The sequence below is a fragment of the Serratia sp. 201 genome (assembly GCF_037027545.1).
Classification (GTDB): domain Bacteria; phylum Pseudomonadota; class Gammaproteobacteria; order Enterobacterales; family Enterobacteriaceae; genus Serratia; species Serratia bockelmannii.
This window is the reverse complement of sequence record NZ_JAXCHC010000001.1, coordinates 16,274-30,535: the sequence shown is the minus strand read 5'-3', so window position 1 is coordinate 30,535 and position 14,262 is coordinate 16,274. Positions and strand designations below refer to the sequence as shown.

The 14,262-nt window shown below is 60.8% G+C and carries 14 protein-coding genes; 4 read left to right on the top strand and 10 right to left on the bottom strand.

Annotated elements, in window-relative coordinates; genetic code table 11:
* Positions 1-5: 5 nt before the first annotated feature.
* From WA302_RS00160 to WA302_RS00145, 4 genes are read right to left on the bottom strand one after another with little or no spacing between them, the layout of a single operon-like run.
* Complete coding sequence (locus WA302_RS00160; protein WP_004930232.1) at positions 6-635, bottom strand: NADH:ubiquinone reductase (Na(+)-transporting) subunit D; 630 nt, start codon at positions 633-635, stop codon at positions 6-8.
* Entirely contained in the window at positions 628-1,422 is a 795-nt protein-coding gene (locus WA302_RS00155; protein ID WP_025301668.1) for a Na(+)-translocating NADH-quinone reductase subunit C, read from the bottom strand. Before WA302_RS00155 ends, WA302_RS00160 begins: the two co-directional genes overlap by 8 nt.
* Positions 1,412-2,653 (bottom strand): NADH:ubiquinone reductase (Na(+)-transporting) subunit B, encoded by a 1,242-nt coding sequence (locus tag WA302_RS00150; RefSeq protein ID WP_016928991.1) that lies wholly within the window; start codon positions 2,651-2,653, stop codon positions 1,412-1,414. Before WA302_RS00150 ends, WA302_RS00155 begins: the two co-directional genes overlap by 11 nt.
* Positions 2,654-2,656: 3 nt before the next feature.
* Positions 2,657-4,006 (bottom strand): Na(+)-translocating NADH-quinone reductase subunit A, encoded by a 1,350-nt coding sequence (locus WA302_RS00145; protein WP_043135525.1) that lies wholly within the window; start codon positions 4,004-4,006, stop codon positions 2,657-2,659.
* 554 nt (positions 4,007-4,560) lie between these two features.
* On the opposite strand from WA302_RS00145, the gene dpaA reads away from it, so the two are divergent.
* On the top strand, positions 4,561-5,328 hold the full coding sequence (dpaA, locus tag WA302_RS00140; RefSeq protein ID WP_089180575.1) for a peptidoglycan meso-diaminopimelic acid protein amidase: 768 nt from the start codon (positions 4,561-4,563) through the stop codon (positions 5,326-5,328).
* Here dpaA and WA302_RS00135 read toward each other — a convergent pair.
* Both WA302_RS00135 and lpcA read right to left on the bottom strand, forming a co-directional pair.
* Positions 5,263-6,066, bottom strand: coding sequence for a class II glutamine amidotransferase (locus WA302_RS00135; RefSeq protein WP_025301665.1), 804 nt, complete (start codon positions 6,064-6,066; stop codon positions 5,263-5,265). The two genes, dpaA and WA302_RS00135, sit on opposite strands and share 66 nt — an antisense overlap.
* Positions 6,067-6,163: 97 nt before the next feature.
* Positions 6,164-6,745, bottom strand: a complete 582-nt coding sequence (lpcA, locus tag WA302_RS00130) for a D-sedoheptulose 7-phosphate isomerase (RefSeq protein WP_004930220.1) — start codon at positions 6,743-6,745, stop codon at positions 6,164-6,166.
* 246 nt (positions 6,746-6,991) lie between these two features.
* Between lpcA and fadE the strand changes: the two genes are divergently transcribed.
* Both fadE and WA302_RS00120 read left to right on the top strand, forming a co-directional pair.
* Positions 6,992-9,448 (top strand): acyl-CoA dehydrogenase FadE, encoded by a 2,457-nt coding sequence (gene fadE / locus WA302_RS00125; RefSeq protein WP_025301664.1) that lies wholly within the window; start codon positions 6,992-6,994, stop codon positions 9,446-9,448.
* 289 nt (positions 9,449-9,737) lie between these two features.
* Positions 9,738-9,890, top strand: a complete 153-nt coding sequence (locus WA302_RS00120; RefSeq protein ID WP_004930217.1) for a Hok/Gef family protein — start codon at positions 9,738-9,740, stop codon at positions 9,888-9,890.
* A 73-nt stretch (positions 9,891-9,963) separates the two neighbouring features.
* Here WA302_RS00120 and mtnK read toward each other — a convergent pair whose 3' ends face one another.
* Complete coding sequence (mtnK, locus tag WA302_RS00115) at positions 9,964-11,163, bottom strand: S-methyl-5-thioribose kinase (protein ID WP_025301663.1); 1,200 nt, start codon at positions 11,161-11,163, stop codon at positions 9,964-9,966.
* 145 nt (positions 11,164-11,308) lie between these two features.
* Between mtnK and mtnA the strand changes: the two genes are divergently transcribed.
* Positions 11,309-12,337 (top strand): S-methyl-5-thioribose-1-phosphate isomerase, encoded by a 1,029-nt coding sequence (gene mtnA / locus WA302_RS00110; protein ID WP_025301662.1) that lies wholly within the window; start codon positions 11,309-11,311, stop codon positions 12,335-12,337.
* Positions 12,338-12,354: 17 nt separating this feature from the next.
* Here mtnA and WA302_RS00105 read toward each other — a convergent pair whose 3' ends face one another.
* From WA302_RS00105 to WA302_RS00095, 3 genes are read right to left on the bottom strand one after another with little or no spacing between them, the layout of a single operon-like run.
* Positions 12,355-12,897, bottom strand: a complete 543-nt coding sequence (locus WA302_RS00105; protein WP_043135518.1) for a 1,2-dihydroxy-3-keto-5-methylthiopentene dioxygenase — start codon at positions 12,895-12,897, stop codon at positions 12,355-12,357.
* Entirely contained in the window at positions 12,894-13,583 is a 690-nt protein-coding gene (gene mtnC / locus WA302_RS00100) for an acireductone synthase (RefSeq protein WP_043135516.1), read from the bottom strand. The genes WA302_RS00105 and mtnC overlap by 4 nt, the downstream gene beginning before the upstream one ends.
* Positions 13,580-14,194 (bottom strand): methylthioribulose 1-phosphate dehydratase, encoded by a 615-nt coding sequence (locus tag WA302_RS00095; RefSeq protein WP_025301659.1) that lies wholly within the window; start codon positions 14,192-14,194, stop codon positions 13,580-13,582. Before WA302_RS00095 ends, mtnC begins: the two co-directional genes overlap by 4 nt.
* Positions 14,195-14,262: the final 68 nt, after the last annotated feature.

The window sequence follows — 14,262 nt, the reverse complement described above, 5'->3', positions numbered from 1 at the left end:
GGCCTTTACTCCTTTTCGATCTGCGCCGGCTTCAGGGTGCGCAGCACCCAGATCAGCAGGCCGATGATGAAGAACGCGCTCGGCGCCAGCAGGAACAGGCCGTTCGGCTGGTACCAGCCGCCGTTCTGCACCGTTTCCAGCACCGGGACGCCGAACAGCTTGCCGGAGCCGATCAGCTCGCGCAGGAAACCGACCAGCACCAGGATCACCCCGTAGCCCAGCCCGTTGCCGATGCCGTCCATAAAGCTCTCGATCGGCGGCGACTTCATGGCATAAGCCTCGGCGCGCCCCATCACGATACAGTTGGTGATGATAAGGCCGACGAACACCGACAGCTGCTTGGAGATCTCGAACGCATAGGCGCGCAGCAGCTGATCGACCACGATCACCAGCGAGGCGATGATCGCCATCTGCACGATGATGCGCACGCTGTTGGGAATATGGTGACGGATCAGCGAGATGAAGAAGCTGGAGAATGCCGTGACCAGCGTCACCGCAATGGTCATCACCACCGCCGTCTCCAGCTTGGTGGTCACTGCCAACGCAGAACAGACGCCCAACACCTGCAAGGCGATCGGATTATTGTCGAACAGCGGCCCCAACAGGACCCGCTTTATCTCTTTGGAATCAGCCATTTTTCAGCGCTCCTTCACGAACTTTTTTCAGGAACGGGCCGAAGCCGTGCTCGCCCAACCAGAAATCAAACGTATGCTGCACGCCGTTGGAGGTCAGCGTGGCGCCGGACAGGCCGTCCACCCCGTGCACATCCCCCTGACGCGCACCGCCTTTCACCACGCGGATCGCCGGCTGGCCGTTGTCGTCGAACAGCTGCTTGCCGACCCACTGCTGGCGCCAGGACGGGTTCTCGACCTCACCGCCCAGCCCCGGCGTTTCCCCCTGGTCGTAGTAGGTGATGCCCTTGACCGTGTTGCCGTCGTTATCCAGCGCCACGAAGGCGTACATCATCGACCACAGGCCGGTGCCGTATACCGGCAGCACAAGCTTGTTCACCTGGCCGCTTTCGTCGCGCACCAGGTAGATTTCCGCCTGGTTGCTACGGCGTTTGATACCGGCCGGATCGTCGCCCGCGGGCAACGCCACGCTTTTGGCGTCGTCGCGCAGCGCGGCGCCCAGATCGAACGCCGCCGCCTTGCCGGCGACAAACTCGCCGCTGTTCAGATCCACCAGGCGCGGTTCGATGCGCTCGCTGTACAGACGCTTGACCTGCTCGCTCTCCATTTTCGGCTGCAACAGGCCGGCTACGTCGAGAATATTGCGCTGCTTATCGAGCAGCTTTTGCTCCTGCTGTTTGGACTTCAGGCCGACGGCGGAGCCCGCCACCACCACTGAACACACCAGACACAGCAGCAGCACTACCAGCAGCGTTTTACCGATGCCGTCGTTTTTCGCTTCATTCGCCACGGGCTTTTCTCCGCTTGATGTTGGCCTGCACCACCAGGTAATCGAACAGCGGTGCGAACAGGTTGGCGAACAGGATCGCCAGCATCATGCCTTCCGGATAGGCGGGGTTGACCACCCGGATCAGCACGCACATCACGCCGATCAGAATGCCGTACCACCATTTCCCCTTATTGGTGAAGGAGGCGGAAACCGGGTCGGTCGCCATAAAGATCATGCCGAAGGCGAAGCCGCCCAGCACCAGATGCCAGTACCACGGCATGGCGAACATCGGGTTGGTGTCCGAACCGATGGCGTTGAACAACAGGGCGGAAGCCACCATGCCGAGCATCACGCCGGCGACGATGCGCCAGGAGGCCACGCGGCCGAACAGGATAATCGCCCCGCCGATCAGGATCATCAGCGTGGAGACTTCACCGATGGAGCCGGGAATGTTGCCGAGGAAGGCGTCCAGCCAGCTGATGGACTGGCCGGTGGCCACGTTGCTCAGGCTGTGCGCCCCGCCTGCACTCCACTGCGCCAGCGGCGTCGCGCCGGAGAAACCGTCCGCGGAGGTCCACACCAAATCGCCGGAGATCTGCGCCGGATAGGCGAAGAACAGGAAGGCGCGGCCGGCCAGCGCCGGGTTGAGGAAGTTGCGCCCGGTGCCGCCGAAGATCTCTTTGGCCACCACCACGCCGAAGGTGATGCCCAGCGCGGCCTGCCACAGCGGCAGGGTCGGCGGCACGATCAGCGCAAACAGGATTGAAGTGACGAAGAAACCTTCGTTGACCTCATGCTTGCGGATAATGGCGAACAGCACTTCCCAGAAGCCGCCGACGACAAACACCACGGCGTATATCGGCAGGAAGTAACAGGCGCCCAGCACCATCTTGCTGACCCAGCCGGCGTCGGCCGCCAGCGAGGCGCCTAGCCACTGCGCCAGACGATAATGCCAGTCGCCCGCCAGCACCTGTTGCAGCGCGTCGCCGCTGTACAGATGGTGCAGCGCCGGGATCGCCTGCTGGCCGACGTTGTACATGCCCCAGAACATCGCCGGGAACACCGCCAGCCACACCAGGATCATCATGCGTTTCAAATCGATGGCGTCGCGCACGTGCGAAGCGCCGCGCGTCACCGTGCCGGGGGTATAAAACACCGTGGTGGTCGCTTCATATAGCGGGTACCACTTTTCCAGTTTGCCGCCCGGCGTGAAGTGATGCTCTATCTTCTCAAAATAATTCTTCAGGCCCATCGGTTATCCTTCCTGCTCAATCTTGGTCAGCACCTCGCGCAGCACCGGCGCGTACTCATACTTGCCGGGGCAAACGAAGGTGCACAACGCCAGATCTTCCTCGTCCAGCTCCAGGCAGCCCAGCGCCTGCGCACTGTCGCTGTCGCCCGCCAGCAAATCGCGCAGCAGCAGCGTCGGCAAAATATCCAGCGGCATCACCCGCTCGTAGTTGCCGATCGGCACCATGGCGCGTTCGCCGCCGTTAGTGGTGGTCGAGAAGGCGAACAGTTTGTTCTTCAGGAAGTGGCCCAGCGTGGTGCGGGTAATGGAGAACTTGTTCGGCGACGGCACGATCCAGCCGAACAGCTCTTTGTCGCGCCCTTCTTCCAGCACCGACACCTGCGAGTGGAAACGGCCGAGCCAGGCGTTCGGCCCGGCGGCGTGCATGCCGTTCAGCACCGAACCGGAGATCACCCGGTTCTCGCCGTCTTTCAGGCGGCCGGCGGTCAGCTCCTCGAGGCTGGCCCCCAGGCGGGTGCGCAGCAGCGCCGGCTGCGCCACCTGCGGCCCGGCCAGCGCCACGACCCGGCGGGTATCGAGCTTACCGGTGGTGAACAGCGTGCCGATGGCGATGACGTCCTGGTAGCCGATGTGCCAAACGATTTTCTTCAGGCTGACCGGTTCAAGGAAGTGAATGTGGGTGCCCACCAGCCCGGCAGGATGCGGGCCGGCAAATTCGCTGTAGGCGATCTGCGGGCCGCTCTGCTGGCCAACCGAGGCGCCGGCGGCGTGGCATACGTGCACCTTGCCCGCCGTCAGACGCGCCAAGACCACCAGCCCGGCGTTGAACGCCGCCTGCTGCTCGGCGATGATCACCTGCGGATCGGCGGCCAACGGTTGGGTATCCATCGCGGTGACGAAAATGGCGCGCGGTTCGCTGCCGGGGCTTGGCGTTTTACTGAACGGGCGGGTGCGCAGTGCGGTCCACAGGCCACTGGCGATCAGTTCGCTCTCGACCTGTTCGCGTGGCAACTGGGCCAATTCCCCCTGCGGGTAGTGCGCAAACTCGAGCTGATCGTCGCCGCCGTTTTCCAGCGCAATCACCACCGATTGCAATACGCGCCGCTCGCCGCGGTTAATCGCGACGATGCGGCCGCTGGCGGGAGCCGTGAAGAAAACCCCGGGGTTTTTCTTGTCTTCGAACAACGCCTGGCCTTTCTTAACGGTATCGCCTTCCTGCACCAGCATGGAGGGGCGCATTCCGATATACTCTTCCCCAAGCAGGGCGACATGCTGAATGTTCGGGCCATCTTGGATCGCCTGAACCGGGGCTCCGGCTATCGGCAGATCTAACCCTTTTCTGATCTTAATCATAGGATTTATACGATGTAGTTGGGTTTACACGTCTGCCCGGCCCCAGAGGCGGGTGCTGACGATGCCAGGATTGCCGGGCAGTGCGCACAACGGCACGCCCAACATGAACTTTCTCGCAGTGAAAAACTGGGGTAACGCGCATTCCCTTGAATCCCCCTTTCCGTTGTTTGCGCGACAGTCGATGTGTTAACGGCATGTAGCCAAATAACCATCAAAACGGCCGGGTTATATGCAATAACTCTTGCCGCTTCAATCGCCACAGCGCGTTAAATTGAAGAGAGAATATTAACATTGTTCGCAACATTGTTCTGCGTTACGTCGTGACTTGGGTCAAGCAAACGCAATTAAATTTCGCCTGTTTTTCACTACTTATCGTTAAAATCTGCCGGTCATTTCACTTTTATCGAGCTTTGTCGTTTTTTTATACATATCACGTATTGCTAAAAATAAACGCGCTGGTAATCTGGCGATGTTTTGCAGCAGTAAAAACAATAATCAGTGGCATGTTGGCCAACCTCAATTGCGCCGACAGATAAATATAAGCAGGAATAATAATGAGCAAAATCGCGCTGTTGTTTGCGATGCTTGTTTCTATGCCGATGATCACGGCCTGCAGCGCCAGCGAGCAGGTACCCGAAGCACCGGTAGTTAAACAGCAATTATTGGGTTCGCCGGTCTATATTCAGATCTTCAAAGAGGAACGCAAGCTGGAATTGTATGCCAAAATGGGCAATGAATTCCGCCTGGTCAACACGTTCCCGATCTGTAATTTCTCCGGCGGGCTGGGTCCTAAACGTCGTGAAGGCGACTTTAAAAGTCCGGAAGGCTTTTATAGCGTTGACGCACGCCATCTGAAACCCGACAGCAAGTATTATCGGGCGATCAATATCGGTTTCCCTAACGATTACGATAAATCGCAGGGCTATTCCGGCGCTTATCTGATGATCCACGGCGAATGTAAATCGATCGGCTGTTACGCGATGACCAACACCTATATGGATGAGATCTATCGCTACGTCGAAGCGGCTTTTGCCTATGGCCAAAGCCGCGTCGATATCAGCATCTATCCGTTCCGCATGACCGAGCAAAACCTCAAGCGCCATGCGTCATCCAGCTATATCGCCTTCTGGCGCCAGCTGAAGCCGGGTTACGATTACTTCGCGAAGAACCACCAGCCGCCGATGATGACCGTAGACAACGGCCAGTATGTGCTGGGTCAACCGTTGATGAGCAGCGGCCAGATGACGCAGTACGCGTCAGCCAGCCCGACGCCCAACACCAATCCCTTCGCTCAGAACAAGTCGCTCACCGAAGTGAAATAACGCGAACTCGCCTGGCTCAATCTTGTGCCAGGTTTCGTTGGCGGTCAGCGGTTGGGTGGCGATCACCGTGACCACATCGTTCGGTGTGGTCTGCTGCTGAAAATCGATCTCCACATCCTGATCCAGTAACGTCGCCTTACCGAACGGCGCGCGGCGCGTGATCCAATACAGGTTGGTGGAGCAATAGGCCATCACGAAGCGCCCGTCCGACAACAGCATGTTGAACACCCCTTTCTTGCGCAGCTGGTTCGCCAACAGGCCGATATAGCGGAAGACCGCCGGCCATTGGCTCGGGGTGCGCGGGTATTTCAGCGCCAGCTGATGCAGCAGCCAGCAGAACGCGTATTCGCTGTCGGTCTGGCCGACCGGGCGGAACGTGCCGGTATCCAGCTGACGATAGCCTTTTAATTGGCCGTTGTGCGCGTAGGTCCAGTTGCGGCCCCACAGTTCACGGGTGAACGGATGGGTGTTTTCCAGCGCCACTTCGCCGCGGTTGGCCTGGCGAATATGGGACACCACCGCGCAGGACTTGATCGGATAGTCCTGCACCAGGCGGGCGATCGGCGAGTTGAAGCTCGGCTGCGGATCCTTGAATGTGCGGCAGCCGTTCCCTTCATAGAAGGTAATGCCCCAGCCATCCTTATGCGGCCCGGTGCGGCCGCCGCGCTGTACCAGGCCGGTAAAGCTGAAGCAGATATCGGTCGGTACGTTTGCGCTCATCCCGAGCAGTTCACACATCGCCAGCACTCCTTAACCACACTGACACAGGCTGTGCGGACGCACCATGCGGCGTCCGCCGTCTTATTCATGGGGAGCCGCAGCTCCCCGAAGGCTATCAAGCCTTAACCATCTCTTTTTCGATCAGCTGAATCAAGATGTGAATCGCTTTGATGTGGATTTCCTGAATGCGGTCGGCGTAGCCGAAGTGCGGCACGCGAATTTCCACATCGGCGGAACCCGCCATCTTGCCGCCGTCCTTGCCGGTCAGGGTGATCACTTTCATCCCCTTGGCACGCGCCGCGTCGATGGCCTTGATGATGTTGCCGGAGTTGCCGGAAGTAGAAATGCCCAGCAGCACGTCGCCTTCGCGGCCCACCGCTTCCACATAGCGCGAGAACACATACTCATAACCGAAGTCGTTGCTGACGCAGGACAGGTGGCTCACGTCCGAGATGGCAATTGCCGGGTAGCCCGGGCGGTTTTCACGGTAGCGGCCGGTCAGCTCTTCGGCGAAGTGCATCGCGTCGCAATGGGAACCGCCGTTGCCGCAGGAAATCACTTTACCGCCGGCTTTGAAGGAATCCGCCAGCAGCACCGCCGCACGTTGGATGGCGTCGATGTTGGCGTCGTCATTGATAAATTTCGCCAGGGTATCAGCTGCTTCGTTCAGTTCACTGCGAATAAGGTCGTGGTACATGAGGAACCTCTTGTTATCGTCAAATCTTCCGCTTCGCAGTGTACCGGATCGCGGAAACAGCGAGAAGCATTCTCAGCCAAACAGCGCGCCAGTTAAGGAAGCGGAGAGGTTTTTGATGATTGGTGCTGTCAGTTTGTGACCTGAGTTGTAATTAAACTGTAAACGCATTGATAAAAATTCTGCCTTGTACTAAAACCTATTACATACACACAACAGGTCAGACCTCTTACTACTTCGGAGCTTCTTATGATGGTTCTTAGTATCGTCGTTTTCCTGGCTCTCCTCGGCGTGGTGTTCTACCACCGAGTGAACCTTACCCTCAGCAGCCTGATCCTGGTGGCGTACACTGCCGCCATGGGTGCTATCGGCCTGTGGAGCTTCTGGCTGTTGCTGCCGCTGGCGATCGTGCTGCTGCCGCTGAACCTTTCCTCTGTACGCCGTTCCCTGCTCTCCGCGCCGGCGCTGCGCGCCTTCCGCAAGGTGATGCCGCCGATGTCCACCACCGAGAAGGAAGCGATCGACGCCGGTACCACCTGGTGGGAAGGCGATCTGTTCCGCGGCGCGCCGGACTGGAACAAGCTGCACAGCTACCCGAAACCGCGCCTGACGGAAGAAGAGCAGGCGTTTATCGACGGCCCGGTGGAAGAAGCCTGCCGCATGGCCAACGACTTCCAGATCACCCACGAACTGGCCGATCTGCCGCCTGAACTCTGGGCGTACCTGAAAGAACACCGTTTCTTCGCGATGATCATCAAGAAAGAGTACGGCGGTCTGGAATTCTCACCTTACGCTCAGGCGATGGTGCTGCAAAAACTGGCCGGCGTTTCCGGCATCCTGGCGATCACCGTCGGCGTGCCAAACTCCCTCGGCCCGGGCGAACTGCTGCAGCACTACGGTACCGAAGAACAGAAAAACCACTATCTGCCGGGCCTGGCGCGCGGCGACGAAATTCCTTGCTTCGCGCTGACCAGCCCGGAAGCGGGCTCCGATGCCGGTGCCATTCCAGACGTCGGCACCGTGTGCATGGGCGAATGGCAAGGCAAGCAGGTACTGGGCATGCGCCTGACCTGGAACAAGCGCTACATCACGCTGGCGCCGGTCGCTACCGTACTGGGCCTAGCGTTCAAACTGCATGACCCGAATCGCCTGCTGAGCGACAACGAATCCCCGGGCATCACCTGTGCGCTGATCCCAACCAGCACGCCGGGCGTGGAAATCGGCAACCGTCACTTCCCGCTGAACGTGCCGTTCCAGAACGGCCCAACCCGCGGCACCGACGTGTTCGTGCCGATCGATTACATCATCGGCGGCCCGAAAATGGCCGGCCAGGGCTGGCGCATGCTGGTTGAATGCCTGTCGGTCGGTCGCGGCATCACCCTGCCGTCCAACTCTACCGGCAGCCTGAAATCCATCGCCCTGGCGACCGGCGCCTACGCGCACATTCGCCGTCAGTTCAAGATCTCCATCGGCAAGATGGAGGGGATCGAAGAGCCGTTGGCACGCATCGCCGGCAACACCTATGTGATGGACGCCGCCGCTTCGCTGATCACCTACGCGCTGGTGCAGGGCGAGAAACCGGCCGTGCTGTCGGCCATCGTCAAATACCACTGTACACACCGCGGCCAGCAGTCGATCGTTGACGCCATGGACATCGCCGGCGGTAAAGGCATCATGCTGGGCGAATCCAACTTCCTGGCTCGAGCCTATCAGGGCGCACCGATCGCCATCACGGTGGAAGGCGCGAACATCCTGACCCGCACCATGATGATCTTCGGCCAGGGCGCAATCCGCTGCCATCCTTATGTGCTGGATGAAATGGCAGCGGCACAGAACAACGATCTGAACGCCTTCGATAAATCGCTGTTCGGCCACCTGGGCCACGTCGGCAGCAACAAGGTACGCAGCTTCTGGCTGGGCCTGACCAACGGCCGCACCAGCGCCACGCCGACCAAGGATGCGACCCGTCGTTACTATCAGCAGTTGAACCGCCTGAGCGCCAACCTGGCGCTGCTGTCGGACGTTTCCATGGGCGTGCTGGGCGGCAGCCTGAAGCGCCGTGAGCGCATCTCCGCTCGCCTGGGGGATATCCTCAGCCAGATGTATTTGGCTTCCGCCGTGCTGAAACGCTTTGACGACGAAGGCCGTCAGAAAGAAGATCTGCCGCTGGTGCATTGGGGCGTGCAAGACAGCCTGCATAAAGCCGAACAGGCGCTGGATGACCTGCTGCGCAACTTCCCGAACCGCTTTATCGCTGGCGCGATGCGCTTCGTGGTCTTCCCGTTCGGCCGCGTGCATACCGCACCGTCCGATCGCCTGGATCACCAGTTGGCCAAGATCCTGCAGGTGCCTTCCGCCACCCGCAGCCGCCTGGGGCGCGGTCAGTACCTGACGCCGAGCGAACATAACCCAATCGGCCTGCTGGAAGCGGCGCTGGCCGACGTGATGGCCGCCGAGCCGATTCACGAACGTCTGTGCAAGGCAGCCGGCAAAAACCTGCCGTTCACCCGTCTGGATCGTTTGGCGGAACGCGCGCTGGAAGAAGGCAAGATCAGCGCCGACGAAGCGAAGATCCTGGTGAAAGCCGAAGAGAGCCGTCTGCGCTCCATCAACGTGGACGACTTTGCACCGGATGCGCTGGCGGCCGCTAAGCCGGAAAAGCCGGCGGCGCAGTCTAAGCGCCAACAGCAGACCGAAGCGGCTTAACGCCAATTCCCACTCCACGCATCCAAGGGGCGATCATCATCGCCCCTTTTTCTTTTCTTGCACCACAAACTGCGCACCGCGCCGCAGGTTGGCGCAACGGCAGATTTCACGGGAAGGAAGTTCGAGTAGACTGCGCAGCGGGTGCTCTGGATCTTTCTGTCCGGAGCCTTGGCAAAGGAGAGAAAGAGAAAGGCCCCGAGTCGATATTATCAACCCGAGGCCACTCTGATGCCAAGCAACATCAGGTTAGCCTCTTACCCGCCGCAAGGCAAGGATAGGGAGGTCAAAAATGCAGCAAAAACGGGTCGTACTTAAACTGGTGATCGTCTGTATGACGCTGATCGCGTTCATCTGGCTAACCCGCGGTTCGCTGTGCGAACTGCGCATCAGGTTGGGAGACTCGGAGGTTGCGGCCACTTTGGCTTACGAATCCGAACGGTAAGGCAACCCAACGGCGGGGTTCGCCCCGCCCGTTGGCTGATAATGTCAGGCAGGATCCACGAGCACCCGCCTTTTCAGCCCTGCTGGCGAATACGCGCCAACAGCGCATCGATATGCTCGATCTGCGGCGCATTGACGATCAGCGTGCGCCCCAATCCCAGGGCGTGACGCTGACAGTCGAGGCGCATGTCGGCGTCGGCGATGCTGTCCAGATCGGCGACGTGCGCCAGGCCGATGGTGCGCCGGATCAGTTCGGTGCCACAGTACCCTACTGCGTCAGCCCAGACCTGCTGCAGGAACTGCTCGGCGTAACCCGGCGTCGCCAGCGCCGCATCGCGGCTTTGCTGATGGCACAGCGCCAGGAAGCGATCGGCGAAAATCAGCCACAGCTCGCGCACATCCTGCAGGCGCTGCTCGCGTCCGGCGGCGGCGTCGCGCGGCCCGAACAGCCCCGGCTGGCCACAATAGTTGAGCAGCAAGTTGCCTAACGCAGTGCCGACATCGAAACCGATCGGGCCGTAGAAACCGAATTCAGCGTCGATCGCTTTCAACCGCCCTTCCGCCACGAAAATTGAACCACTGTGAATATCGCCGTGCAGTAGCGCCTCCGCTTTGCTGAGGAAACGATGTTTCAGGCCGGCGACCGCCAGCTTCAGCGGCGCATCCTCACGCAGCGCCTGCACCTGCGGCAACAGCGCCGCCTCGAACTGATTGCGCTCATGGTCGGTATAGGGGTCGGTAAAGAACAGATCTTCGGTGATCTGGCACAGCTCGGGGTTGGTGAAACGGCTGACTTCCGCCTTCTTCTGCTGCGCCGACTGATAAAAATCGGAGGTGTGAAACAGCGTCTGCGCCAGGTATTCCGCCAGTTGCCCAGCCGCCAGCGGGTGATAGTTCCCCTGCACCAGTTCACTGCGCCAGATGCGATGATCGGAGAGATCTTCCTGCACCATCACCGCCAATTCGGGATCGTGATGCAAGACTTTTACCGTATGCCTTGGGCAGAAACTGCCGTGGACCAGCAGCGTTTCCGCTTCGATGCGCGCCCGATCCAACGTCAGCGGCCAGGATTCGCCCACGCAGCGCACGTAGGGCAGCGCCTGTTTGACGATCACCCGACTCACGCCTTCGCGATCGCGGATCTTGAACACCAGGTTCAGGTTGCCGTCACCGATCTCGTCGGCGCTCACCAGCGCCTGCGGTTCGGCCACCTGCCCGTATTGGCGGGCATATTCAACGGCATCGGCAGCCGTAAACGTACGATAAAGCGACATTCCCCAACCCCTCTGTTCTCTCTCACTGACCCAGCGACTCTGATTATTTAGACGTAAAAGCATTTGGACGTCTATACATCTGGAAGTCATGTTGGCAGAATAGCGTTTCAGATGCAATAACCACGCAACAAGGAATTAACCGCCGATGCAAGCGCTTAACACCACCAGTTTGACCCTGCGAGATAACCGCCTTTGGATCCTCGATCAGCAAGCTCTGCCGCAGGAAAAGCGGTGGCGGGCCTGCGACAGCGTGGAAGAGTTGGTCGGGCACATTCACAGCCTGCGGGTGCGCGGCGCGCCGCTGATCGGGCTGTCCGCCAGCCTGCTGTTGGCGCTGCTGGCGGAACGCGGTCTGCCGCGCGCCGAGCTGGAACAGGCGCTGCACACGCTGCGCGCCGCGCGCCCGACGGCGGTTAACCTGATGAACAATCTGGATCGCATGAAGCTGGCGCTGGCGGAGCCTGACTGGGCGCCGGCAATGGTGAACGAAGCGCTGCGGCTGGTGGAGGAAGATCGCCGGCTGTGCGATCGCATCGCCGATCACGGCGCTGGGCTGGTCAAGCCCGGCAGCCGCCTGCTGACCCACTGCAATACCGGCGGGTTGGCCACCGCCGGCGTCGGCACCGCCATCGGGGTGCTGCTGCGCGCCCACCAGCAGGGCAAAGTGCAACAGGTGTGGGTCGATGAAACCCGGCCGCTGCTGCAGGGCGGTCGTCTGACCGCCTGGGAACTGGGCGAGCTGGGCATTCCCTATCGTCTGATCTGCGATTCGATGGCCGCCAGCCTGATGGCGCAGGGCCAGGTCGATGCGGTGTGGGTCGGCGCGGATCGCATCGCCGCCAACGGCGACGTCGCCAACAAGATTGGCACCTACAGCCTGGCGGTGCTGGCGCACTATCACGGCATCCCGTTCTACGTGGCCGCCCCGCACACCACCCACGATCCGCACTGTCCGGACGGCGCCGCCATCCCGATCGAGCAACGCGCGGCGGCCGAAGTCACCGGCGTTTCAGGCAGCTTCGGCGCCTGCCAGTGGGCGCCGAACGAGGCACCGGTGTACAATCCGGCGTTCGATGTCACGCCGGCGAAGCTTATCAGCGGGTGGGTGTTCGACAGCGGCGTGATCACGCCGCAGCAGGTTGAAGCGGGGATTTTCCAGCGGGCGCTGGGGTAACGCCCGCCGATTGACGATCAGTCCAGACGCGGATAGGCATCGGCGATCGTGTCGCCGGTGAAGTGCGCCACCCAGCCTTCCGGGTTGTCGAACACCCGGATCGCGGTAAAGTGCGGCGCCGATCCCATATCGAACCAGTGGCGAGTGTTGGCCGGCACCGAGATCAGATCGTTCTTTTCGCACAGGATCTGGAAGATCTTGCCGTCCAGATGCAGGCAAAACAGCCCCGCCCCTTCAACGAAAAAGCGCACTTCATCCTCGCCGTGCGTGTGTTCGGACAGGAATTTTTCGCGCAGCGCCTGACGCTGCTCGTGGTCCGGCCGCATGCTGATCACGTCCCAGCTCTGGTAGCCCTTTTCCGCCACCAGCCGGTCTATCTCATGCTGGTAGGCGGCGATCACCGCCTCCGGCTGCGGATTATCGCCCAGCTCGCGATCCGCCTGCCAACGTTCAAAGCGCACGCCGATTTGCGCCAGTTGGCGCTGGATTTCCTGCGCGTCGCGGCTCTGCCACAGCGGCTGCTGCGGCGCTTTATCGCTGAAAATGGTCAATCCACTCATGAGACGAACTCCCCTAAATCGATACGATCAAAACGGTTAACCTGCGGATGCCGGCTCTGCTCGTCCGCCTCATCGCGGATCAGCTGGCAGGTATGCCAGCCGGCGGCCTGCGCCGCATCCAGCTCCTGGTGGATGTCGGACAAGAACAGCAGCTCGTCGGGCGCGATGCCGATAGCCTGCGCGATGTTGCGGTACGACGCGGTTTCACGCTTGGCGCCGACGTGCGTATCGAAATAGCCGCTGAACAGCGGCTGCAGATCGCCGGCGTCGCTGTGGCCGAACAGCAGCTTCTGCGCTTCCACCGAACCGGAGGAATAGACGTAAAGCTTCACTCCCTGCCGCTGCCAGGCGGCCAACTGCCCGGCGACTTCCGGGTACAGATGCCCGCGAAAATCCCCTTCGCGGTAACCGCTGCGCCAGATGATGCCCTGCAACGCCTTGAGCGCGGTGGATTTGCGATCTTCATCCATAAAGCGGTACAGGGCGGCGATCAGCGCATCGAGATCTGCCTGCGGCTGGTCAATTTCAGCGCGCAGCGCCGCCAGCGGCGCGGCGACTTCGCTCTCAGCGGCATGGCGGCGCACAAAATCCGCCAGCCGTTCGCGGGCATAAGGAAACAGTACCTGATGCACAAAGCGAATATCGCTGGTGGTGCCTTCAATATCGGTCACGATGGCGCGGATCATTTCGCCTCCAGTAAGCGGCGTTGCAGTTCACACTGGAATAGGAATTCCAGCCCTTCGAGATGGCGGCGGGCTTCCGCCACCTGGCTTCCCCAGCAATACAGACCGTGGCCGCGCACCAGAAAGCCGTATTGCAGCGGCGTGGCCTCGGCATAGGCCGCCACGCGCGCCGCCAACCGGGGGATATCCTGATCGTTATCAAAAATGGGGATCGCCACACTGTCCAGGTGGCTGCGCTGGCCGGCCAGCGACTTCTGCATTTCGTATCCCTGCAGCACCAGCGCATCGCCGCGTTCCACCCGCGACAGTACGGTAGCGTTGACGGAATGGGTATGCAGCACCGCGCCGATGTGCGCAGACAGGCGGTAGAGCAGCGTATGCAGCCCGGTCTCCGCCGACGGCGTGCGGCCGCTCGGCACATGATTGTCGGCGATATCCACCCGCAGAAAATCGGCGGCGCTCAGGCTGCCCTTGTCTTTGCCGGACTCGGTGACCAGGCACTGACGTTCGTCGAGGCGCAGCGACATGTTGCCGCCGGTCGCCGGGCACCAGCCTTTGTCGCCAATCCAGTGGCAGGCCGCCAGCAATGCGGTAAATTGCGGATTATCCGTCATTATTATCATTTCCCGTTCGGTAAGGCGGCCGGCAGATGAAACTTTGCCTGCCGCGTGGCGGGCTAAGC